Source organism: Marinobacter sp. KM021, assembly GCF_050707965.1.
In the GTDB taxonomy this organism is placed as follows: domain Bacteria; phylum Pseudomonadota; class Gammaproteobacteria; order Pseudomonadales; family Oleiphilaceae; genus Marinobacter; species Marinobacter shengliensis.
Window position 1 is genome coordinate 3,135,746 of the sequence record NZ_CP136129.1, and the last position, 23,079, is coordinate 3,158,824.

General features: G+C 58.4%; 22 protein-coding genes. 13 read left to right on the forward strand and 9 right to left on the reverse strand.

Translation table 11 applies throughout. The annotated features are described in order from the left end of the window. The first annotated feature begins 65 nt into the window (after nucleotides 1-65). Nucleotides 66-1,745: a pyridoxal-dependent aspartate 1-decarboxylase PanP gene (gene panP, locus RVM24_RS14790; RefSeq protein ID WP_058091520.1), complete on the forward strand. Its 1,680-nt coding sequence runs from the start codon at nucleotides 66-68 to the stop codon at nucleotides 1,743-1,745. Between the two features lie 7 nt (nucleotides 1,746-1,752). On the opposite strand, the gene RVM24_RS14795 is transcribed toward panP, so the two are convergent. The 3 genes from RVM24_RS14795 to RVM24_RS14805 all read right to left on the reverse strand — a co-directional run bounded on the left by RVM24_RS14795 (nucleotide 1,753) and on the right by RVM24_RS14805 (nucleotide 5,157). Then, nucleotides 1,753-3,099, reverse strand: a complete 1,347-nt coding sequence (locus RVM24_RS14795; protein WP_058091521.1) for an HD-GYP domain-containing protein — start codon at nucleotides 3,097-3,099, stop codon at nucleotides 1,753-1,755. 118 nt (nucleotides 3,100-3,217) lie between these two features. Next, the gene (locus tag RVM24_RS14800; RefSeq protein WP_058091522.1) at nucleotides 3,218-3,484 is read right to left on the reverse strand and encodes a hypothetical protein; all 267 of its coding nucleotides are present in this window, start codon (nucleotides 3,482-3,484) and stop codon (nucleotides 3,218-3,220) included. A 107-nt stretch (nucleotides 3,485-3,591) separates the two neighbouring features. Then, nucleotides 3,592-5,157, reverse strand: coding sequence for an inorganic phosphate transporter (locus RVM24_RS14805; RefSeq protein WP_058091523.1), 1,566 nt, complete (start codon nucleotides 5,155-5,157; stop codon nucleotides 3,592-3,594). A gap of 200 nt (nucleotides 5,158-5,357) precedes the next feature. On the opposite strand from RVM24_RS14805, the gene RVM24_RS14810 reads away from it, so the two are divergent. The 3 genes from RVM24_RS14810 to RVM24_RS14820 all read left to right on the forward strand — a co-directional run bounded on the left by RVM24_RS14810 (nucleotide 5,358) and on the right by RVM24_RS14820 (nucleotide 9,639). Next, the gene (locus tag RVM24_RS14810; protein WP_058091524.1) at nucleotides 5,358-6,461 is read left to right on the forward strand and encodes a GGDEF domain-containing protein; all 1,104 of its coding nucleotides are present in this window, start codon (nucleotides 5,358-5,360) and stop codon (nucleotides 6,459-6,461) included. Between the two features lie 76 nt (nucleotides 6,462-6,537). After that, nucleotides 6,538-6,984 carry a flavodoxin gene (locus tag RVM24_RS14815; protein ID WP_058091525.1) on the forward strand — a complete coding sequence of 149 codons (447 nt, stop codon included), beginning with the start codon at nucleotides 6,538-6,540 and terminating at the stop codon, nucleotides 6,982-6,984. 108 nt (nucleotides 6,985-7,092) lie between these two features. Then, nucleotides 7,093-9,639 carry an EAL domain-containing protein gene (locus RVM24_RS14820; RefSeq protein WP_374787494.1) on the forward strand — a complete coding sequence of 849 codons (2,547 nt, stop codon included), beginning with the start codon at nucleotides 7,093-7,095 and terminating at the stop codon, nucleotides 9,637-9,639. Here the strand turns inward: RVM24_RS14820 and tesB are convergent. The 3 genes from tesB to RVM24_RS14835 all read right to left on the reverse strand — a co-directional run bounded on the left by tesB (nucleotide 9,606) and on the right by RVM24_RS14835 (nucleotide 11,929). Continuing rightward, on the reverse strand, nucleotides 9,606-10,466 hold the full coding sequence (tesB, locus tag RVM24_RS14825) for an acyl-CoA thioesterase II (RefSeq protein WP_374787493.1): 861 nt from the start codon (nucleotides 10,464-10,466) through the stop codon (nucleotides 9,606-9,608). The genes RVM24_RS14820 and tesB overlap by 34 nt on opposite strands. Nucleotides 10,467-10,587: 121 nt before the next feature. Continuing rightward, nucleotides 10,588-11,745, reverse strand: coding sequence for an NAD(P)/FAD-dependent oxidoreductase (locus RVM24_RS14830; RefSeq protein ID WP_431474278.1), 1,158 nt, complete (start codon nucleotides 11,743-11,745; stop codon nucleotides 10,588-10,590). 16 nt (nucleotides 11,746-11,761) lie between these two features. Further along, entirely contained in the window at nucleotides 11,762-11,929 is a 168-nt protein-coding gene (locus RVM24_RS14835; RefSeq protein ID WP_008173532.1) for a rubredoxin, read from the reverse strand. Between the two features lie 267 nt (nucleotides 11,930-12,196). Here RVM24_RS14835 and RVM24_RS14840 point away from each other — a divergent pair, with 267 nt between their 5' ends. The 5 genes from RVM24_RS14840 (at nucleotide 12,197) to phoR (ending at nucleotide 16,421) form a co-directional block, all read left to right on the forward strand. Then, entirely contained in the window at nucleotides 12,197-12,754 is a 558-nt protein-coding gene (locus tag RVM24_RS14840; RefSeq protein WP_061330843.1) for a hypoxanthine-guanine phosphoribosyltransferase, read from the forward strand. Then, nucleotides 12,735-13,289 (forward strand): chorismate--pyruvate lyase family protein, encoded by a 555-nt coding sequence (locus RVM24_RS14845; protein WP_061330844.1) that lies wholly within the window; start codon nucleotides 12,735-12,737, stop codon nucleotides 13,287-13,289. Before RVM24_RS14840 ends, RVM24_RS14845 begins: the two co-directional genes overlap by 20 nt. A 78-nt stretch (nucleotides 13,290-13,367) precedes the next feature. Beyond that, on the forward strand, nucleotides 13,368-14,252 hold the full coding sequence (gene ubiA, locus RVM24_RS14850; RefSeq protein ID WP_374787491.1) for a 4-hydroxybenzoate octaprenyltransferase: 885 nt from the start codon (nucleotides 13,368-13,370) through the stop codon (nucleotides 14,250-14,252). Between the two features lie 104 nt (nucleotides 14,253-14,356). Then, nucleotides 14,357-15,049 carry a phosphate regulon transcriptional regulator PhoB gene (gene phoB / locus RVM24_RS14855; protein WP_058091532.1) on the forward strand — a complete coding sequence of 231 codons (693 nt, stop codon included), beginning with the start codon at nucleotides 14,357-14,359 and terminating at the stop codon, nucleotides 15,047-15,049. 52 nt (nucleotides 15,050-15,101) lie between these two features. Next, nucleotides 15,102-16,421, forward strand: coding sequence for a phosphate regulon sensor histidine kinase PhoR (gene phoR / locus RVM24_RS14860; RefSeq protein ID WP_061330846.1), 1,320 nt, complete (start codon nucleotides 15,102-15,104; stop codon nucleotides 16,419-16,421). Nucleotides 16,422-16,449: 28 nt separating this feature from the next. Here phoR and RVM24_RS14865 read toward each other — a convergent pair whose 3' ends face one another. Next, on the reverse strand, nucleotides 16,450-17,340 hold the full coding sequence (locus RVM24_RS14865) for a response regulator (RefSeq protein ID WP_152439272.1): 891 nt from the start codon (nucleotides 17,338-17,340) through the stop codon (nucleotides 16,450-16,452). Between the two features lie 313 nt (nucleotides 17,341-17,653). Here RVM24_RS14865 and RVM24_RS14870 point away from each other — a divergent pair, with 313 nt between their 5' ends. The 4 genes from RVM24_RS14870 to RVM24_RS14885 all read left to right on the forward strand — a co-directional run bounded on the left by RVM24_RS14870 (nucleotide 17,654) and on the right by RVM24_RS14885 (nucleotide 21,531). Then, a complete protein-coding gene (locus RVM24_RS14870) occupies nucleotides 17,654-18,790 on the forward strand; it encodes a lytic murein transglycosylase (RefSeq protein WP_374787518.1) in 1,137 nt (378 codons plus the stop codon). Nucleotides 18,791-18,950: 160 nt separating this feature from the next. Next, nucleotides 18,951-19,688: a THxN family PEP-CTERM protein gene (locus RVM24_RS14875; RefSeq protein WP_374787488.1), complete on the forward strand. Its 738-nt coding sequence runs from the start codon at nucleotides 18,951-18,953 to the stop codon at nucleotides 19,686-19,688. A gap of 113 nt (nucleotides 19,689-19,801) precedes the next feature. Continuing rightward, nucleotides 19,802-20,830: a metal-dependent hydrolase gene (locus tag RVM24_RS14880; RefSeq protein ID WP_431474279.1), complete on the forward strand. Its 1,029-nt coding sequence runs from the start codon at nucleotides 19,802-19,804 to the stop codon at nucleotides 20,828-20,830. Then, nucleotides 20,830-21,531, forward strand: a complete 702-nt coding sequence (locus RVM24_RS14885; RefSeq protein WP_431474280.1) for a pseudouridine synthase — start codon at nucleotides 20,830-20,832, stop codon at nucleotides 21,529-21,531. The genes RVM24_RS14880 and RVM24_RS14885 overlap by 1 nt, the downstream gene beginning before the upstream one ends. Here the strand turns inward: RVM24_RS14885 and RVM24_RS14890 are convergent. Both RVM24_RS14890 and pbpG read right to left on the reverse strand, forming a co-directional pair. After that, on the reverse strand, nucleotides 21,528-22,016 hold the full coding sequence (locus tag RVM24_RS14890; protein ID WP_061330852.1) for an asparaginase domain-containing protein: 489 nt from the start codon (nucleotides 22,014-22,016) through the stop codon (nucleotides 21,528-21,530). The two genes, RVM24_RS14885 and RVM24_RS14890, sit on opposite strands and share 4 nt — an antisense overlap. Before the next feature lie 16 nt (nucleotides 22,017-22,032). After that, nucleotides 22,033-22,962 carry a D-alanyl-D-alanine endopeptidase gene (gene pbpG / locus RVM24_RS14895; protein WP_431474281.1) on the reverse strand — a complete coding sequence of 310 codons (930 nt, stop codon included), beginning with the start codon at nucleotides 22,960-22,962 and terminating at the stop codon, nucleotides 22,033-22,035. Nucleotides 22,963-23,079 lie beyond the last annotated feature (117 nt).

Below are 23,079 nucleotides of genomic sequence, written 5' to 3' on the forward strand. Positions count from 1 at the left end.
GGCTTCGTCCGCCGGGTTTCCGGAACCGACCTTGCGGATAACCACTGAAAGAAGTGTGTGGCTCTATGACCGGAAAGAAAAAATCCGCCCAGGCCTCCGTTGAGGCCATGTATCGCGTATTCACGGTGCCCGAGGCGCCGGAATCCACCCTGAGCCGCATCGACCAGAACATCTCCCGGAACCTGGCCGGCTTCCTGCAGGAACACATCGTCGCCGTTGAACGCGACCTGAGCGATGTCGAAAAGAACTTCGCCGACTCCGTGATTCCGGAAAAGCCCGTATTCGTCTCCGAACAGGCCCAATTCCTGCTCGACAAACTGGTCGCCAACTCGGTGCACACCGCCTCACCGGCATTCATCGGCCACATGACCTCGGCACTGCCCTACTTCATGCTGCCGCTGTCCAAAATCATGATTGCCCTGAACCAGAACCTGGTAAAAACCGAAACCTCCAAAGCCTTCACCCCGCTGGAGCGCCAGGTACTGGGCATGATTCACCGGCTGGTGTACCAGCAGGACGGCTCCTTCTACCGCAAATGGATGCACGACCCCCGGCACGCCCTGGGCGCCATGTGCTCCGGCGGCACCGTTGCCAACCTCACCGCCCTGTGGGTCGCCCGCAACCGCGCCTTCCCCGCCGAAGGCAGCTTCCGCGGCCTGCACGAAGAAGGCCTGTTCCGGGCACTGAGGTACTATGGCTGCGAAGGCGCCGCCATCGTTGTCTCCAAGCGCGGTCACTATTCCCTGCGCAAAGCCGCCGACGTACTCGGCCTGGGCCGGGATGCCCTGGTGCCGGTGGAAACCGACGAATTCAACCGTATCCAGCCCGATGCCCTGCGGGACAAATGCCTGGAACTGCAAAAGCAGAAAATCAAGGTCATGGCTATCTGCGGCGTGGCCGGCACCACCGAAACCGGCAACGTCGACCCGCTGGACGCCATGGCCGACATCGCCCGGGAATTCGGCGCCCACTTCCACGTCGACGCCGCCTGGGGCGGGCCAACCCTGTTCTCCCGCACCCACAAACACCTGCTGCGCGGCATCGAGAAAGCCGACTCGGTCACCTTCGACGCGCACAAACAGCTCTACGTACCCATGGGCGCCGGTCTGGTGGTCTTCAAAGACCCCAGCCTCGCCAGCGCGGTAGAACACCACGCCCAGTACATCATCCGAAAAGGTTCCCGGGACCTCGGCAGCACCACCCTGGAAGGCTCCCGCCCGGGCATGGCCATGCTGATCCACTCAGGCCTGAAAATCCTCGCAAGAGAAGGCTACGAAATTCTCATCGACCAGGGCATCGACAAAGCCAAAACCTTTGCCAACATGATCGATGAACAACCGGATTTCGAACTGGTTACCCGGCCGGAACTGAACATCCTGACTTACCGTTATTGTCCGGAAGACGTACGCCAGGCACTGGCCATGGCCGACGAACTGCAGGCAGAGAAAATGAACACCTGCCTGAACCGTATCACAAAATTCATCCAGAAAACCCAGCGGGAGAGAGGCAAGGCATTTGTCTCCCGAACCCGACTGGAGCCGGCCCGCTACTACCACTTCCCGTGCATCGTTTTCCGGGTGGTCCTGGCCAACCCGTTAACAACACCGGATATTCTGGAGGACATTCTTGAGGAGCAGCGAGAGCTGTCGTGGGAAAACGGCATCAGCGACGAAATGGCTGTTCTGAACCAGATGGCAGCCACGGTACTGACCCAAAATAACAGAGACAAACGGGCTAATGGCTGACCCATGGTCAGTCCGAGGCAGATTCCGTCACTGGCAAAGCCAGCTTCAAACCGGCATCCATCAATTCTTTCAGTAATATACCGTGGCTCCCGTCCGGAAGTTCGCGTTTGATGGCGTAAAGAGCGTTCTTTTCATCGGCAAGAGCCAAGGCCAGATCTAATGCTTTGAGTTCAGCAAGCCTGCTTTTGTCGGGGCTGGTTACCAGAAGCACCCTTGGGCGAAGTCTGTTTCTTGGGTTGGCCTCGGTGACAACGGCAAGCTCCCCGGTCTGGAGTTCTACCAGCGACCCCGGTGGGTAGATCCCAATAAATCGGATAAACTCCTCTGCCAACTCGCCATCGAATTGGGCGCCCCGGTGTTTGTAAATGATTTCCAGAGCGGTCATGGAGGAGCGACAGGTGTCGTAAACTCGATTGCTGGTGATGGCGTCATACGTGTCAATGATGGCGACTATTTTCGCAAAATAGGGGATCTGCGCTGCCTTGAGTGATCGCGGATAACCTTTGCCATCCAGCCGCTCATGATGATTGTAAGCCACATCCACAGCAGCATTCAGAGAACGTCCTGACGACATCAGGATATCCCGACCATAATCCGCGTGACGCCGCATAGCGGCGAATTCATCCGGCGTCAGTGCGCCCGGTTTTTGGAGGATGTCCAAAGGGACTCTCGCTTTGCCCACATCGTGCAACAGACCGCAAAGACCCAAGGTGCGAATTTCACCTTCAAGCAGGCCCAGGTGTTTTCCGAAAGCTGCGGACAGGATCGCCACGTTCATACAATGCTCAGCAGTGTAATCATCACGCTCTTTGAGCTTGGTCAGCAAAAGCATGGCGTCGGTGTTGTTGAGAATACTGTCCACACACTGGTTGACGACCTTGCGGGCGCTATTGAGATCCAATGCCCGCCCCACTCGCAGGCCTGACATGATACTGTCCGCGACCGTTTTTGCCTCTCGATGGAACTGACTGGCTCGCCCAATCTCATCACCAAGGGCCACTTTGTTGATGTAGTTCACCCTGATAGGTTTTTTGCCCCCTCCCCGGGGAGCATCCGCCGTTGAAGGGCGGCCCTTATGTCGGCCAAAAAAATTGAATAGAGAGGAGGTCTTGCTTTGCTTGCTTGGCTGATTTCTTACGGATTTACTTGGGCCACTTGCCGGACTGACTTCGCGACCCTCAATGTAGACAAAGTCGCATTGATCCCGCAGAGCCCATATGTCGGACTCGGACTTTACAATGAAACCCTGCAACAAGAAGGAGGTTTCTTCCCAGGGGCGATCCAGCCGCACGACGTGCATACCGATCTCGAGATCAGTGACTGGAACTTGCCGCTCGACGATTGTCTCTCCCATGAACGCCACCAGATTTTACAGCGTATGACCATGACCCAATGAGAGTGTAGCGTAAACGGACAAATCCGCGTGTAAAACCTTGCAAACCGCTAACGCCGTCGACAACCGCGAACAGCCTTCAGTACAGGGCCTCTTCGTCATCCAGCACCTCGTGCAGGATCTCCAGGAACATCTTGTCCGCCTCACTCCAGTTCTCCGGAATCCGGATGGTGGTGTTGGCACTGATCTCACGCGCGATCAACTCATCTGAATTCGGCTGGCCCTTGTACTTACGGGCAATATCCATGGATTTAACCGCAATCGTCGGCTCGCTCATCACCTTCTTGATGAACACCCGCAACTCTTCAATCATCTTGGCCTGACGGCTCTCGGAAGATGAACTCATTCCTGACTCCCCGATTATGGATAGCGTTAAAGCAAACCGGCCCGCTCAGGGCCTGATGCCTATAGTATGGCCAATCCGCGGGGCGGTAACCAGCCCCGCATAAACCATCAGATCATCAAACCACGCAGGGTGAAGAACAGGAACGCCGCCATCAGGGCAGACGCCGGCACAGTGATGATCCACGCCGCAGCAATCCGGAACAGGTGCGAGCGCTTGACCATTTCCTCCTTGTAGATCTTCTTCAGACGCTTGCGTTCAGACTTGGTCAGCGGCACCTGATCCTTCTTTTGCTTGGCCTGCTTCAGCAGATTCTCCATTTCCTCGACAGACGCATTCCGGAAATCATCCAGGAACGGCTTCAGTCGCTCCTGCTCCGCCGGGTCATGGTGCTCCATGATCTTATGCAACTGGGTGGCATAGTTGGATTTCAGGTATTCCCTCAGGAAACCAACCCCGAATACGCCACCAATGGCAATATGGGTGGAACTGACCGGCAGCCCCAACTGGGAAGCAAGGATAACGGTAAGTGCTGCGGACAATGCAATACAAAACGCACGGGTTTTATCCAGCTCGGTGATTTCGCTGCCAACCGTCTTGATCAGGCGCGGGCCAAACAGCATCAGGCCCACCGCAAGACCCAGAGCACCGACCATCATCACCCAAAGCGGGATGCTGGCCGAGGTGACCACACCGCCACCAGCCTGGATGGCATCATTAATGGCCGCCAGCGGGCCAATAGCGTTGGCCACGTCGTTGGCGCCATGGGCAAAACTCAGGAGTGCTGCCGCGAAAATCAGCGGCCAGGTGAACAGCATATTCACACCATCGATGCTGTTCTCCATCGTCGCCGCCTTACGGCCAACCAGGGCTCTCATGGTGAAAAACACCACTGCCGCCAATGCCAGACCAATCAAGGCGGACTGGGTGAAGTCCAGCTTCACCAGCTTGCTCACACCTTTGATCATCAGATAAGTGCCAAAAGCCCAGGCCATGATGGCCACCAGCCAGGGCACGAAGGTGCGGGCCGCTGACACCAGGTTCTTCTGGTACAGCACGGTTTTTTTGATCACAATCAGGAACAACGCCGCCAGGGCACCACCCAACACCGGGGAAATCACCCAACTGGCAGCGATCTTGCCCATCACCGACCAGTCGGCGATGGCCCAGCCGCCAGCGGCAATACCGGCCCCCAGAACGCCACCAACAATTGAATGGGTAGTTGACACGGGCGCGCCCATCCAGGTGGCCAGGTTCAACCACAGGGCGCCTGCGAGCAGGGCTGCCGTCATCAGCCAGACAAAGGCGCGCGGGTCATCGAGACTGGTGGGATCAATAATGCCACCCTTGATGGTTGAGACCACATCGCCACCGGCAATGATCGCGCCACCGGCCTCAAACACCGCCGCCAGCAAAACCGCAGCACCCAGCGACAGGGCACCGGAGCCAACTGCCGGGCCGACATTATTAGCGACATCATTGGCACCTATGTTGATGGCCATGTACCCACCAATAACAGCAGCAGCCATCAACAGCATATTATTGGGCAGGCCCTGGCTAAAGGAACCAACCACAAGCCAGACGATAAGCAGGAACAGAACGCTCAGCCCGACCCGATACCGTTCCGTGGCGGGGCTGGTGAGCAGGGTATCCAGAAAGTTGCTGGAGCGGGCCATAAGCAATGTCATCTCTTGTGAGCTGAATGGACATCGGGCAGTCATGCCACGGGGGGGGCAAACTATAAAATTTTTGCCATAAAATTGAAACAAAACTGACACACTAGGCAGGCGTCACACTCCCGTAAAGAGGGACTGCAAATGCTATATAATTTGGCGCATACTTCCGGAAAGAGCGTCAAAAAACGATAAAAGCGCCCATGACCCACGACACCCTAGCCGACCACGCCAGCTCCCGAGAACAAGAAGAGCGGCAAATCTCCCGATTGCTCAATGGCCTGTCCGTGATGGCCGTCGTGTTTCTGGCGGGCATTGGCACCAAGGCCTGGTATGCGGAGCACCCGGTTCATGCCTGGGTGCTCTGGCTGTTTATTGTTCCTGTTGCGTTCAACATGATCTGGTACGCCTGGACGCGGGACCGGGTTGTGCAGAAGGCCGGCCTGCTGACCACCGTCGGCCTGTTGTTTGCCTACCTGCTGGCATCCGGCGGCGAGGGCAACACCGGCCCGCTGTGGTTCTATGTATTCCCGCCCTTGCTGTTCTACCTGACCAGTCTGAAAGGCGGCACCGCCATTCTGCTGTTCTGTTATCTGCTGGCGATCATTGTTTTCCAGTTCCCCGGGCTGCCACTGGTGACTGCGGAATATTCCACCGACTTCAAGATTCGTTTTTTCGCCACCCTGACCTTTGAATCCATTTTCTGCTTTGTACTGGAAGCGGGGCGCCTGCGGGCCAGGAACAGGCTTCTGGCCCTGGCAAAAGCCCATGAACGTGCGGCCCGAACTGACGAACTGACCGGGCTGGCCAACCGTCGGGAAATGCAGAACCGGCTGAATACCGAGTTCTCCCGGTTTAAACGCGCGGGCCACCATTTCTCTGTGGTGCTGATTGATCTGGACCTGTTCAAGCGCATCAACGACGACCATGGCCACAACGCTGGCGACTCGGTGCTCCGTCAGTTCGCCGACCTTACCCATACTGTGGTGCGGCAATCCGACCTGGCGGCCCGCTGGGGCGGGGAAGAATTTCTCCTGCTGCTGCCAGACACCAGCCTGCTGCAGGCCCTGGCCCTGGCCGAGCGGCTTCGAGCGGAGGTGGCCAGTACACAGTTCCAGTATCAGGGCGAGACCCTGCCGGTCACCATCAGTGCCGGAGTCTGTTCCATTTCCAAGGCGGGTTCAGTAACTGAGCTACTAAAACAGGCTGATATCCAGTTGTACAACGCCAAAGACGCGGGCCGAAACCGCATTGCACCCCGGGTACGAAGCCAGGACACCCCGGAAGCAACCGAAACCCGGGCTTGAGCCCACAGGACACCATCGCTATGATCAGCCCCGGTTGGCCAAAGGGCCAAAGTCCTGACAAAGCATAGGTGGTGACATGGCAGCAATTCGAGTTCTGGTTGGCAGTGTTTATGGTGGCGCCCTGCTGACAGCCCGCAAGATTCGCGAGGAACTGGAAGTCGACGGTCACCAGGTGGCGGTCCTGGAAAATCCGACCCTGGATGACATAACCTCCAACGATGATGCCCTGTTAGTCTGCACCTCCACCACGGGCCAAGGCGAAGTTCCGGCCAACCTTCTAACGCTCTATGTTGACCTTCGGGACCAACTCCCCCAGCAACCAGGCCGGCCGTTCGGGGTCATCGTGCTGGGCGATAGCTCCTATGGAGACACCTTTTGCGGCGCCGGCGACCTTATGGAAGAAGCTCTTTACGAGACCGGTGCCCGCAAAGTGGGTGAAACATTGAGGGTTGATGCCCTGGAAACCATGGAGCCCGAAACCGAGGCGGTCCCCTGGGTCAAAAACTGGGTTAACGGTATTTGACCAATCTTTACACAAGTTACCAAATCTCCCTGCCGCGACGCTTGAGCCGCCTCCAGCGACAGGCCATACTCGTCAGCATAACGACAATAACGGTAACCTGTGACTCTGATGAACCCGGCTAAGCTTCTGGCCCTGCTGTTTCTGGTGATAACTCTGCCGCTTCAGGCGCAGCCGGCAAGCGTTTCGTATATTCCGGAGATGGAGTATCTCCGCCTGGCGCCGGGCGTTCAGCTCACGCCCCAACAAGCAATGGCCTCGGACGATTGGCAGGTACTGCCGGAGAAAACACCCAATTTCGGCTACATCCGAGACCATATCTGGCTTCGCTTTCCGGTCAGCAACCCGGAACTCATCAGCCTGCTGGAAATCAGCTACCCGCAACTGGATCATGTCGACTTTTACCTGATCCGGGATAGCAACATTGTTCACCATGAAAGCACGGGCGACCAGAAACCCTTCCGGGAGCGACCGGTTCAACACCCTCACTTCCTGTTTCCGTTTCAGCTTCAGCCTGACGCCAATTACCAGATCCTGCTGAGGGTAGAGACCCAGGGCGCCATGCAGATTCCCCTGAAGCTCTGGAACAGCCGCAGCTACTTTGAAAAGGCCTCTGTCGAAAGCCAGCTGCACGCCGGTTACTACGGCATTCTGATTACCGTTATCTGCTTCAATCTGTTTGTGTTTCTGGCACTGAGGGAACCGGTCTACCTACTTTATGTGTTATCCACCCTCGGTTACCTGATTCTTGTGGGCAGCCTGAACGGCATCACCTATCAGTTATTGTGGCCAAACCTCCCAGCTATACAGAACCGGGCCATGCTGCTGACCGTGCCGTTTGCTATGGTCTTCACCCTACTGTTCTCACGCTCGTTCCTGAGGCTGAAACGGTCCAGCCCAGGGCTTGACCGGCTGATTCTGTTAACCATTACCCTCAATGTTCTGACGGCGGTCATCACCTTCTTCACCGATTACAGCACCGGCAGCCGCCTGACGGTTGCACTCGCCATTCCCAGCTGCCTGCTGCTGACGGTGGTGGGGCCGCTCCAATGGGTTCGCGGCAATCCCCAGGCGGTCTACTACACCCTGGCCTGGGGCGCTCTAACCCTGGGCAGTGCTATTACCGCAGCCAACAAGTATGGCCTGATCCCTACCAACTTCATCACCGCCTACGGCATGCAAGTAGGCTCCGCTCTGGAGGCCATTCTGCTAAGCCTGGCACTGGCGGTACGTATTTACCGGGAACGCCAGGACAAGGTTCTGGCCCGGGAAGCCGAGTTAAGGGCACTGGAAGCCCGGCGGTCAGCCGAGCTTCGGCTGATGGACCAGGCCCTGCATCACCCACTGACAGGCCTGCCCAATCGCAGCAGCTTTGAAATGAAACTGAGTGAGCTCACCCACTCGAACGACCGCAAACGCTATGGCGTGGTGATTATTCACCTCAATAACCTGAACTCAGTGACCAAGACCCTGGGCCACCGCAACAGCGATCGCATCCTGGAACTGGCCTCCAAACACTACAATGCGGTGATTCGGGATGTTCCCGGTGCTATTGCCCTTGAGCAGAGCGACCTCCGCAACTTTTATGTAGCCAGCCTGGATCCACAAACCTTTGCCTTTCTGGTTGATGCCAGCGAAGCGGAAGCTGCCGCCAGGGCAGTGCTTCGCAGCATTGAGGAAGTCCGTTACCCGGTGGATTTCCTGGGTATGCAGGTGCCATTAGCGCCGCAGCTCGGGGTGGCGATCTATCCCGAACACGGTACAGACGCCAACACCCTGATCCGTCGCGCCGTGATTGCCGAAGGCTCTGAGCGAGCCCGGGACCGGGGCATTGCCTACTACAAGCCGTCCAGGGATTCCTACAGTGCGGAAAGCCTGACTCTGGTGTCCGAACTCCGGCACGCCATCGACAACCACGCTTTGGCGCTGTACCTGCAACCCAAGTTGTCGCTCAAGTCCAGACAGATCGTTGGATACGAGGCCCTGATCCGTTGGCCAGACCGGGAGCAGCCGGTCACACCCGACCAGCTCATTGCCCTGGCGGAGCAAAGCGGCCTGATCAAACCCCTGACCCGATGGGTACTGCAGGAAGCCCTGCACCTGCGCAGCCGGTTGCTGGAGCTGGGCTTCGACGCAGGCATAGCGGTTAATATCTCACCCAACAACCTCCGGGAACCGGATTTCGCGGTATTTGTTCAGCGCCTGATGCAGAGCTTTCATGCCCATATGGGGGCCATCACCTTTGAGGTAACGGAAACCTCCATGATGCAGGACCCCGTAAATTCTCTGAAGGCACTCAATGCCCTGAACGCGGCAGGTATCCCCCTGTCGATCGACGACTTCGGCTCGGGCTATTCCTCGTTGTCTTACATCAAACAGCTGCCCGCCAGTGAGATCAAAATCGACCGGTCACTGATCACCGAGTTGTCACACCGGGAGGAAGACCGGGTGATTGTGAGGACCACCATCGATATGTGCCACAGCCTGGGCTATACGGTAGTCGCAGAAGGGGTTGAGGACGAGGAAACGCTGGCTCTGCTGGAAGACATGGGCTGCGACCTGATCCAGGGATACATTCTGACCAGGCCGCTGCCCTTTGACGGGTTGGTTGACTGGATGTCCGGTCAGCCCAGGCGCTCGCGAATCAGCGCTTCCTGAGTCGTTGACGCCACCAGAACACCGTCCCGGGTAAAAAAATTGCCCCGGTTGAAGCCCCGGGCACCAGACGCGCTGGGGCTGTCCTTATCGTACAGCAGCCAGTCGTCCATGCGGAAATCCCGGTGAAACCAGATAGCGTGGTCCAGGCTCGCCACCTGCATCCCCTTGCTCATAAACGTTCGGCCATGGGGGTTCAGCGACGTACCGAGAAAGGTGAAATCGGAGGCGTAGGTCAACAGGCACCGGTGCAATACCGGATCGTCCGGAAGGGGCCCTGCCGCCCGGAACCAGTTCTGCCGATGAGGCGGGCGCTTCTCTGGCTTGAACGGATTCATCGGATTGACCGGGCGGATTTCAATCGGACGATCCTTGGTCATCACATCCCGCAGCTTTTCCGGCAGTTTTTCGGCAATCATCTTGCCCCAGTCCTGCTCGGAACGCAGTGACTCAGGCTCTGGCGCCTCAGGCATCTCTATCTGGTGATCCAGCCCGGGCTCGGCCACCTGGAACGACATGGAGCCGGTCAGAATTTCCTTGCCATCCTGGCGGGCAATCACACGACGCACCGAGAAGGTGCCGCCATCACGCACCCGCTGCACCTCGTAATCAATCGGCATGCTGTGGTTACCCGGGCGCAGAAAATAGGCGTGCAACGAATGGCACAGCCGGTCCTCTACGGTGCGACTGGCTGCCATCAGGGCCTGCCCCAGTACCTGACCACCAAACACATGGGGGAATCCCAGGTCTTCGCTTTCACCCTGAAAATGATCATCACCGATGGGGGACAAGTCCAACAGCTCCACCAGCTTACGGGTTACCTCTAGCATGCCTGCTCCTGTGTTTTGTTAGCTCACGAACGGGTTTTCTACCCCAGACAGCAAAATTTCGCAACGACAACAACAAGGTAAGGAAGAATATCGGGGCCGGATGGCCCCGATGGCAGGCTGGTCAATCCTGGTGAAGAGGCGGCACTTCCCGCGCCAGCGCCTGTTTTTCAACGGCAAACCGTCCGGTCACCGCAAACCCGAGTGTTTCACCGGCAGGCGACTTGAACAACGCTTTCACGTCTGATGCTTCCTGTTCAATCTGCCAGTTCCCTTCGGCGCCGATCGGTGGCGGGCACACGGCTGTCGGGCAGCAAGGTGTCTTGACCATGATTGGCATGGTGCCATAGCGGACCTCGGTGCGTTCGCCCGTAAGGGTTTTCGCCAGAGCACGGGCGCAGGCCATCAACGGCAGTACATACAGCAGCACCTGGCCGTCCACTTCAGCGCAGTCACCCAGGGCATAGACATCCTCTGCCGAGGTTTCCAGCGCACGGTTCACCTGTATGCCCCGCCCGGTGTCCAGCCCCGCGGCTTTCGCCAGCTCGGTTCGCGGCCGCAAACCAACCGCTGAAATCACCAGGTCGGCCTGCAGCGTTTCACCGTTACCCAGCGTCAGCCGGACGCCGTCTCCGTCCTCATCAACCCGCTCGACAACGGTTCCCAGGTGGAAACGAACCCCAAGCTCCGTCAGCTCATGGCGAACAGCCTCAGCGGCGGGCTCCGGCAACAGGCTGGGCATCACCGTGGCGTCCGGTGCAATCACGTCGACCTCATAACCACCATTGCGAAGATCGTTGGCAAACTCACAACCAATCAGCCCGGCCCCCATGATCGCCACCCGCTTACCGCCTTCCAGCGCTTTGCGGAATGCCCGGTAGTCCAGCAAGTCGTTAATGGAGTACACACGGTCCAGGCCATTACCAGCCAGACCAAGGCGGATCACGTCAGCCCCCCAGGCCAGCACCAGCTTGCTGTAACCCAGCCGTTCATCACCCAGGATCAACTCGTGCTTGCCGGTGTCTATGCCGGTCACCGTGGTGTAGGTGCGCACTTCCACCCCGAGCTGCTCAGCCATGACCTCGGTATCGGCCTGGGCCAGCCCCTGGGCGTCTTTATCTTTGGTAAACCCGGTAGACAGCATCGGCTTGGAATAGCTGACGCCATCATCGGCGGTGACCATAATGATCGGGGTGTCTTTGTCCAGCTTGCGGAATTCGCGTACCAGCGAGTAGCCCGACAACCCGGTGCCTACAATCACAATCGGTGCCTGGTTGGTCATTCATCTGCTCCGTTTATCAGCCGATTTCGATCATCTCGAAGTCTTCTTTGCCAACGCCGCAATCCGGGCAAACCCAATCCTCGGGCACGTCTTCCCATTTTGTACCCGGCTCGATTCCATCTTCCGGCCAACCCTCGGCCTCATCGTAGATCAGGCCACAAACCACACACTGCCACTTCTTCATGCTATATCTCCCATCAATGTTGGCGGAATATTATTGTCTGACAATGCAACAATCAAGCATCACTTAAAAGATTTGTCCGGACAGGCCAGACAACCGCAAAGGGCCATAATACTCGCCCCATTGCCGATGACCAATGCCAGCACGGACGCTCGTCCCGGTATATTTGTGCCAATAGCTGTAACTACAGATAGCTAACTGGTGCCACCCCCTCCCTTCAATGGGCCCACTTCGGTATAATCGCCGGTTTTACGACAGGATCCGACCGTTATGACCGATACCGTCGCCGACATGAACCAGGTCATGGCCGAAGCCGACTGCCTGGTGAATGAGCAGCAGGTGAGCGCCGCCATCGACACGATGGCCACTGCCATTACCGAGCGCCTTAAAGACAGCAACCCACTGCTGTTCTGTGTGATGAACGGCGGTCTTATACTGACCGGACAACTGCTGCCCAGGCTTCTGTTCCCGGTTCAGGCGGAGTACCTGCACGCAACCCGCTACCGCCAGGAAACCACCGGCGGCATCCTGGAATGGAAGCTCCAGCCTGAGGCCGACATGAAAGGCCGCACGGTATTGATTGTCGACGATATCCTCGACGAGGGTACGACCCTCTGCGCCATTGCGGATTACTGCCTGGCTCATGGTGCCCAAGAAGTCCTGACCGCAGTTCTGGTCGACAAGGAGCACGATCGCAAGGCCCGCCCTGGCCTGAAAGCAGACTTCACCGGCCTGTATGTCGAAGACCGATTCCTGTTCGGTTATGGCATGGACTACAAGGGATACTGGCGCAACGCGCCCGGAATCTATGCCGTCAAAGGACTCTGACCACCGCAACGGGCCGATCATTCCCCCCACGCGCTGGTACCGTTCTCTTGCTGCCGCCGGGCTTCACAATCCGGCGGTGCACGGCCCGGCCCGGCACTGGCTCCAGGTGGAGGGCTCGTTTACCCGGGCGCTCCAACAACAGTGCCGTTACCGCTTTCACGTGGAAGTCTGCAACGAGGGCTTCGCCGTGCCAACACTTGAGGAAGCCCGGCGCCTCGGCCTCGCGCCCCGGCAGCGGGCCTGGATCAGGGAAGTACGCCTGTGCGGCGATAGCCAACCCTGGGTTCTTGCCCGCACCGTCATTCCCCTGGCCTGCCTCGAAGGCAAAGGCCGACGCCTTCGCAACCTTGGCAACAAGCCTCTTGGTGCCTATCTCTTCAGCCGTCCTGAATGGCTGCGCGGCCCACTGGAAACCGGACTATGCCAGAACACCGATGACCAGCAACCACAATTGGCCCGGCGCTCCCTGTTTCACCGAGGCAACGAGGCCCTGATGGTGGGCGAGTACCTGCTGCCAACACTCTACCAACGGTAAACGCGGGTTTAACCGGCGCCGCCAGGCTGGCTATAATCAGCCACTGCCCACGCACCCGACCGATGGAAGATCCTTGCCATGCTGCAGAACGCCCTGCCAGAACACGTCCAGAGCCGTCTGGCCGACTACGCGAAGCTGCTGCGAATCGACCGACCTATTGGCAGCCTGCTGTTACTCTGGCCCACCTGGTGGGCTCTCTGGCTTGCCGCGGGCGGAATGCCGTCCCTGGCCAACATTGTGATCTTCACCCTGGGCGTGTTCTTCATGCGGGCGGCAGGCTGTGCCATTAACGACTTCGCTGACCGGGACTGGGACCGCCATGTCAAACGCACCAAAGACCGCCCCCTGACTACCGGTCGCATCCGGGCCTGGGAAGCCGTCGCCCTGTTTGCCGGCCTGTGCCTGGTGTCGTTCCTGATGGTCGTGCTGTTTACCAACTCGCTGACCCTGTACCTGTCATTCGGTGGAGCCCTGCTGGCATTCATCTACCCGTTCATGAAACGCTATACCCACCTGCCCCAGCTGTTCCTGGGCGCCGCTTTCTCCTGGGCCATCCCCATGGCCTGGGCCGCAGAAGCCAACGAGCTGAGTCAGCTCACCTGGCTGCTGTTCACCGCCAACGTGCTCTGGACCGTCGCCTACGACACCCTCTACGCCATGGTTGACCGGGATGATGACGTCAAAGCAGGCATCAAATCGACCGCCATCCTGTTTGGTGAGGCCGACCGGGCCATTATCGGCGCCTTGCAGGCAATGGTGATTGTCATCCTGATCATGGTGGGCAACCAGGCCGAACTCGGCAGCTTCTACTACCTTGGCGTTGCCGCTATGGCCAGCCTGTTTGTCTACCACCAGTACCTGGCACGGGAACGCTCCCGGGACGGCTGCTTCAGGGCCTTTCTCAACAACAACTGGGCCGGCTTTGCGGTGTTCGCCGGCCTGGCCCTGGATTTGATGCTCTGACCATCCAGCCATGTCATATACTTGTAACAAAGACGCGTTGTAATGACCCAGCAACATTACTGGGGAGCCATTTTGCTCCCGGGGTCTGACACAGGTTAATGCTCATGACTGGAAAAACTGTCCTGATCGTCGATGACGAAGCACCTATCCGCGAGATGATCGCGGTCGCGCTCGAAATGGCGGATTATGACTACCTAGAGGCAGCGGATGCCCGCGAAGCGCATGCCCTGATCGTTGATAAACAGCCCGACCTGATTCTGCTGGACTGGATGCTGCCTGGCACCAGTGGCGTTGAGCTGGCTCGAAGGCTGAAAAAAGAAGAGGCCACGGCGGACATTCCGATCATTATGCTGACCGCCAAGGTTGAGGAAGACAACAAGATCCAGGGCCTTGAAGTGGGTGCCGACGATTACATCACCAAGCCTTTCAGCCCAAGGGAACTGGTGGCACGTCTGAAGGCCGTACTTCGCCGCGCAACGCCGGCCGGCGTCGATAGCCCTATTGAAGTGGAGGGCCTGACCCTGGACCCGGTCGGCCATCGGGTCACTTCCCCCGAGGGCGCACTGACCATGGGACCCACCGAATACCGGCTGTTGCAGTTTTTCATGACTCACCAGGAAAGGGTTTACACCCGCTCCCAATTACTGGACCAGGTCTGGGGCGGCAATGTGTATGTTGAGGAACGCACCGTTGACGTGCACATACGGCGCTTGCGCAAGGCGCTCGGCGACAAGTACGATCACCTGATTCAGACGGTACGGGGCACCGGTTACCGTTTCTCAACACGGGCCGCCTGATCCACACCGGCCGTCACGCATCAGCGCCGGACACACAACAAGGCAGACTTTGATGCAACACAACTGGTCAAGATATCTGCGTCTGATCATCGCCGGCCTTGCTGGCACCACCCTGGTGGGCTGGTATTTCGGCTACCCATTGTATGGCCTGCTTGCGGGACTGATGGCCTACCTCTGGTGGACACTGGGCCAGGCACGCCACCTCTACCAATGGCTGGCCAACCCCAGCGCCACCGGCGAGCCCCCCAAAAGTATCGGCCTGTGGGGTGACATCTTCGACAACCTGCACAAACTTCACCAGGGTCACCTGCTAACCCAGGACCGCCTGCGTGCCCGGATCAACCGGGTGCAGGAATCCACCAACGCCATGCGCGACGGGGTCATCATGACCGACGCCCGGGGCGCCATGGAGTGGTGGAATGGCTCAGCGGAATACCTCCTCGGTTTCAGGCGCAGCACCGACCAGGGGCAATACATTCACAACCTGATTCGCACACCGGCCTTCAAAGCCTACTTCGACGCCCGGGATTACCGGGAGCCGCTGGAAATTCACTCTCCTGCCCGGCCCCACATCCACCTGCAGATACAGATCAGCCTGTTTGGCGATGACGACCGGCTGATCGTCGCCAAGGACGTCACCCGACTTTATCAACTGGAACAGATGCGCAGGGATTTTGTCGGCAACGTTTCCCATGAAATGCGCACCCCGCTGACCGTCATCAGCGGTTATCTGGAAACCCTGGTTGATCACGGTGACGAACTGCCCCCGAAGTGGCGACGGGCCATCAACACCATGGCGGCGCAGTCCTCACGAATGGAAGCCCTGATAACCGACTTGATCCTGCTGTCAAAGATTGAGACCGGAGAACACACCGGCGACGATGCCCTGACCGATGTCGAACATCTAATCAATCAAATCTGCCACGATGCCAGGGCGCTCAGTGGCGACAGAAATCACAAAATTCTGGTAGAGGTCACAGACCACCGGCTGTTACGGGGCGATGAGAGTCAGCTCAGAAGTGCCTTTTCAAACCTGATTTTCAATGCGGTGAAATACACCCCGGCCAACGGCAGCATTGAAGTCTCCTGGAGTACCAACCGGGACGGCGCGCACCTGCGAGTAAAGGACACAGGTATCGGCATTGACCCGGTTCATATTCCCCGACTGACCGAGCGCTTTTACCGGGCAGACCCGAGCCGACACAAAGATACTGGCGGTACTGGCCTGGGGCTGGCCATCGTCAAGCATGTACTGATCAATCACGACGGCAATCTCGAAATTCGCAGTAAGGTTGGAGAAGGCAGCGAATTCATTTGTCATTTCCCCCGGGAACGACTGGTGGAGCGGGTTCCGGAAACCAACGACAGCTGACTCGCCAGGCACCAGGATGCGCGAGCAACTACCTACCGGCGCGGAACCGCGCCACAAACCGTGACAGATCTTCCAGTTTTTTCGGGTCCTCATCGACAAACCGGATGGTGACACTGACAAAGTCGGTATCCTGGCGTTTATCGACTGCCTGCAGCTGGTGAACATAACCATTCAGCCGAGCCATCTGCCCGTCGCCAATATCAATATCCACCACCGCCTGATCCAGAATGCCGGGAAACTCCTGGTCCCGCTTGGCAATCACCCGAACTTCCGTCAAGTTGACATCTTTCACCACAGATTTCAGCGTGCTGTCGGAAAACCTGACCGAGGCCAGGCTCATGGGCCCGCGAGCAGCCGGTCTGGACGAGGCTTCTCGCCGCCCCCCGGCCAACAGCGGGTTGTCCTGTTCCGCGGCAGCAGCGGCCGGGTCTTTTCGAGGCTCCGGAGCATCCCGTTTCTGGGTTAGCAGCGCCGCGGATTCCTTGAAGGCATCCGCCGGCCCCTCCATGGATTTGCCGCCTTTCTCCATGGCGTCTTTCAGGCGCCGCCCCATAACCTTGATAATCTTCTTGCTCAACCCTTCGGGACTGAACGGCTTGCCCAGGTACTCGGACACCCCTTCCTTGACCGCCTCAATCACATGGTCCTTATCGCCCCGGCTGGTAATCATGATGAATGGCACTTTCTCGTACTGAGGCTGCTGGCGCATCCACTGCAGCAGTTCCAGCCCGGACATCTCGGGCATTTCCCAGTCACACAGAACCAGATCAAAATTGCTCCGGGACATCAGCGACTGGGCCCGGCGACCATTCTGGGCGTCGGTAGTCTCGATCACCGGGAACCGCTGGCGTACGGTGCGCTTTACCAGATCCCTTACAAAACTGGCGTCGTCCACCACCAGCGCTTTCAGTGTTGCCATAAAACCATCCACTCCGGGCTTGCGTGCATCCGTAAACTATAGAACATCACGGGCTCAGCGTGACCCACCCGCAACAAAAAGACGACAAACACGACAGATGCCATCAGGCATTAAAGAATTGTCACACACCTGGCCCTCAGGCAGTGTTTTCCCGGCTGGAAAACAGGCTAACATGGCGACATCGATCGCTTACCTTCGTCCCGAGAGGTTTACTGTGGCTCATCTGATTACACGGCCGAACATCCGCCGTACCCTGGCTGCCCTGTCGCTGTCGGCCCTGGCCTTTGGTGCTCAGGGCCAGAGCATACCGGTCATGACCGACGAGCAATTTGCCGAGTGCAAACAAACCCTCGAGGCCAGGGCTGTGGGTGCCGGCGTCAGCGAGGCTACCGCCCGGGACGTTCTGGCCAACGTTAACTATATTGAACGCGTGATTGAACTCGACCGTCGGCAACCGGAGTTCACCACCACATTTGCCGATTACTTCAACCGCCGCGTGAATGAGTCCCGAATTACCAAAGGCCGGGAGTTGCTCGAAACGCATCGGGATCTGCTCAACCGGGTTACCCGGGAAACCGGCGTTCCGGCGCCCTACCTGCTGGCGTTCTGGGGCCTTGAGACCAACTATGGCAGCTACTTCGGCAAGATGCCGGTGCCCAGCTCGCTGGCAACCCTGGCCTGCGACCAGCGTCGCAGCACATTTTTCACCGAGCAGTTCGTTGCGGCCCTGAAGATCATTGACGAAGGGGCCATTCCCGCGGAGCAGATGGAAGGCTCATGGGCCGGCGCCATGGGCCACGTCCAGTTCATGCCCACCGTGTTCCTGCAACATGCGGTCGATGCCGATGGCGACGGCCGCCGGGACCTATGGAACAGCCTGCCGGACGCCATGATGTCTGCGGGTAAGTTCCTCCAATCCATGGGCTGGGACGGCGAGTATCGCTGGGGCCGGGAAGTCCTTCTGCCAGCCAACTTTGACTTCAGCCTGTCCGATGGACGCCGCTTACCATTGGCTGAATGGCGTGGCATGGGCATCACCGATGCCTTTGGCAACGCCCTGGCAAGCGAACCTATTGAGGCGGCACTGGTGGTGCCCAGCGGCCATCGGGGCCCGGCGTTCCTGGTTTACAGCAACTTCCGGGTCATCATGGGCTGGAACCGTTCGGAGTTCTATGCCGTTTCCGTTGGCCACCTGGCCGATCGAATTGCTGGCGCCGGCGGGCTTCAGAATCCGCCGCCGGAAGATCAGCCCACCCTGTCCCGTGACCAGATCATCCAGCTTCAGGAGAACCTCAACACCAAGGGCTTTGCCAGCGGTAACCCTGATGGCATCCTCGGCTCAAACACCCGCAAGGCCATTCGCGAGTTCCAGAAATCCCAGGGCCTGATTGCCGACGGCATGCCGTCGGAACTCCTGCTCGAGACACTGAACGTGATCAGTGGGAGCTGACCCTTCCTGACCGTCAGCTATTTTTACACCTTGCCACCCAGCCAGAAAGCTAACCCCTAATTAACAAAGGGTTAGCTATCTGGCACGGATCTAGCTAAGTGTTCCAGCGATTCCCGAAGGTAACGGGAAAAACTGACTAGCTGGTAACAAGGTGAAGATCATGAACACATTGGTGAAAGGACTCGTTGCAAGTGCGGCCATGGGCTTTGCGGCGACAGCAGCAGCATTCCCGGTTAACCTTGAAAGCGTGGAAGGCACTTGGGGAACCCCCACGGGTGGTAGCAATATCCAGGGTGTGGGCACCAGCGAAATTCGCTGGGGTACCGGAGAAAAAACCTGTTCAGGATCCCTGTGGTGGAAACATTGTGAAAATGGCCCCCAAAGTGGTTACGGGTTTCAGGGCCCGGCCGACTTGCCGAAGGCTATCACCTCAGACGACGAGTTTGTCTTAGGGACCTTTACCCATTACAACAATCCAATCACCGGCGAAGCCATCACTGGCGTGAACCTTGACGTCTACGCTACCTTCGCAACAACTGGTGATAACGGTACTGTCACCGGCCCTTACACCTTCGAATTTCTGCACAACGAAACCCCTAACGTGGGGCAAAAGTGCATTCTCATTTTCTGCTGGGATGTAGAAAAGGATGTTGATGACATTGTGCGCCTGGACAACATGATCGAAAGCTCCGAGTTCCAGTTCGGCTCCAACATCTACTCCCTGTCCCTGCTGGGCTTCGCCACTGGCGAAGATGAACTCGAAACCGGGGAACGCAAAGCCACAACGGTTGACCTCCTGGCCAAGCTCAACGTTCGTTCAGTACCGGAACCCGGCACCCTGGCCCTGCTCGGCCTTGGCCTGGCCGGTCTTGGCCTGGCCCGTCGCCGTAAAGTCTGATACTCCCACACCGGCGGCCCGACCGCCGGTGTCTTTCCTCCCAACCAGTGACCTGATTCCGGAATCAGCGCATAATATCTGCCATATCCCTCACGATATTGTCGCGGAGATTCATGGATTCCATTACTCAAGCCGCTCTCGGCGCCTCCATTGCCGGTGCGGTTGCCGGCAAGACACTCGGTCGCTCTGCTCTGCTCACCGGCGCACTGCTGGGCACCCTGCCTGACCTGGACGTGGTCATCGACTACGGCAGCGCTGTGGCCAATTTCACCCAGCACCGGGGCTTCAGCCATTCCCTGTTTATCCTGATCCCGCTGTCGTTTCTGATTGCCTGGGGCTTATGGCGCTGGAAACCCCAGCTTTCCTATCAGCGGTGGCTGGCCCTGGTGGGCTTGATCCTTGTCACCCACCCCCTGCTGGATGCCTTTACTACCTATGGCACCCAACTGTTCTGGCCCCTGGGGGACCCGGTAGCCCTCCACAGCATTTTTATTATCGACCCGTTGTACACCCTACCCCTACTGGCAGGCTGCCTGGCCTTCCTGATTCGCCCCCCGGCAACAAACGCCGTTACCGCCGGCCTGGTGCTGTCGACCCTGTACCTCAGCTGGACCCTGGTTGCCCAGCAGTGGATCACCGACAGGGTTCAGCCAGCGTTGGCGGAGGTTGGTATGAAGGACGCGTCCTTGCTGGTTCAGCCGATGCCATTCAACACGATTTTATGGCGGGTAACCGCCATCACGGACAAACACAGGATTGAAATAGTCACCGGGTTTCTTGATGGCAGCGATGAACTGACCCTGGAGCACTTCCCCCGCCGGCCCGAACTGGCGCAATCGGTTGCCTCCTTGCCGGAAGCCCGCCGTCTTGAATGGTTTACCCGAGGCTTTCTGGACTACCGGCTAGCCGGCAACCAGATCACCGCCACAGACATTCGCCTGGGCATTCCCGGCGCTCACCCCTTTACCTTCATTCTGGCAGAAACCTCCGAATCCGGCGTAACCCCCATCCCCAGCGGTCGGATGCCGCGACCTTCGGTTAACCGAGACGCCCTGCCACTGCTCTGGTCAAGACTGACAGGGCGAACGCCGGTGCTCTGCCTGGCAACCTTGTCTACGCCTCCGCAAGGGCACAGCTGCTGATGCGACTGGATCAGTTTGTCAGTAACAGTAGCGGGCTTTCCCGCAAGGACAGCAAGCGAGCGATTTCGGCCGGGCGGGTCCGGGTGGATGGGAAAATGACCAAGGGTGCCAACAGCCGGGTGCCGGAGCACGCAAAGGTGACATTGGACAACCAGGCGCTGACTCTTCCCGGCGGCCTGTACCTGATGATGAACAAACCGGCTGGCGTTATCAGTGCCACCAACGACAGCAGTCAGCCTACCGCCATTGACCTTCTGCCCCCTGAGCTGGCGAGACAGGTTCATATCGCTGGCCGGCTCGACAAAGACACCACCGGACTGCTGCTACTGACCAGCGACGGCCAGTGGTCTCATCAGGTAACGTCACCACGCCGGGCTTGCCCGAAAACCTACCGGGTCACCCTGGCCGAACCGCTGGACGAACATGCCTGCCAGGCACTCGAGCAAGGCATCGAACTGAAAGGCGAGCAAAAACCGACGCTACCCGCCCAGGTGCTGCAACACTCGGCAACCGAGATCGAACTGACCATCCGGGAAGGCAAGTACCATCAGGTAAAGCGCATGCTGGCCGCGGTGGGCAACCACGTTGTGTCACTGCACCGACAGAGCATTGGCGATATCATTCTCGACCCGGCCCTGGCACCCGGACACTACCGCTCATTGACCGCGCAGGAAATACAGTCTGTGGTCGAGCCCGATTAGTCAGCGGCGATACGTTCGAATTTCTGGGCCTCGAGGTTTTTGCGCACTGCACCTGCCTCAAAAACTTCACCGTTCATGGCGATATAGACCCCCGATGGCAGAAGCTGCGCCGCCGCCCAGGCAAAACCGACGTTAAAGATGGCGTCGGTACGGCGCATGCGGGCGGGCTGCATGGCACCGGTCAGCACAATGGTGCGATCAGCCAACGGCTTCAGAACCTGGGCGGTTTGGGCCATGGTATCGGTACCATGGGTAATCAGGATTCTGGAGCAGTCCGAGGTACGAACAGCCTCCAGAATGGTCGCCCGGTCATCGTCAGTGAGCTCCAGGCTGTCCTTGCGCATCAGCTCGCGGATGATGTAGCCATCGTGGATATTGGACTCCCGGAGCAACTCCGGGAGCAGGCTCTCACCAATTTCAAACTTGCTGTTGGCATCAAAGTACACCTTATCGATGGTGCCGCCGGTCGTCAGTATCTGGATCATCGTCAGCTGAACCCTGTTATTGGTTGATACGCGCTGTCTGGCTTCCCTCGGTCGCCGCCCAGGCAGCGTTTCTCTCCTGCTCGTAGCGCTTGGCGGCAGCCGCCACAGACCCGGGGTCGCCACTCACCAGCCAACGTTTGATTCGGCCGGCGTCGCCCATCGGCGATCGGGTGCCCAACGAATCCAGCAGCACCGTAATCACCGGCTTGCTGTCCATGTCCGAAACCATGATCAGGCAGCGGCCGGCGTCCGTCAGGTAGCCTGTCTTGCTCAGCCCCACCCCCCAGCTTTGACGATGCACCAGGGCATTGGTGTTACCAAACGACAAGCTGTACCTGGGGTTTCTGAATTCAGCACGGTAATAGCCGGTGGTCGAGTACTCGCTAATCAGTGGGTGCGCCAGTGCCGCATTGGCAAGACGTACCAGGTCAGAGGCACTGGACACATTCTCGATAGACAGCCCGGTAGGATCAACAAACCGGGTGTTATCCATACCCAGTTCGACTGCCTTGGCGTTCATCGCCGCGACAAAGCCATCGAAACCATCGGGATAGGATCGCGCCAGGGTGTAGGCGGCAAAATTCTCTGACGACATCAGGGCAATTCTCAGCACGTCACTCCGCTTCAATCGCGAGTCCACGCGAATACGGGTCCAGGCGTTTGCTGCTGCGGGCACGTGGCGCTCTTCGAAGGTCAGCCATTCATTCATGTCCTGGCCGGATTCCACAACCACCAGGGCAGTCATCAGCTTGGTGATTGACGCAATCGGAACCGGCCGATCGGCATTCTTGCCAAACAGCAGCGCGTCGTCTCCAGCAACCGCGGCGGCGGCATTGACCGATGCCAGTGCCGGCATTCCCTGACTGCTCGCCAGTACCGGGTTTGCCGACAACAACGTGACCGCCAGCAGCACCGGCATGATGAATAACCGCTTGATGAAAATCATACTGCGTTGCACTCCCGAACCTTATCCTGTCGCCTCACCGAAACGCCTACTATACCAGCGCCAACCATCTGTTGCGCAGGTCTCATTTTAATCATGCGTTTTAAACAGCAAATGCAA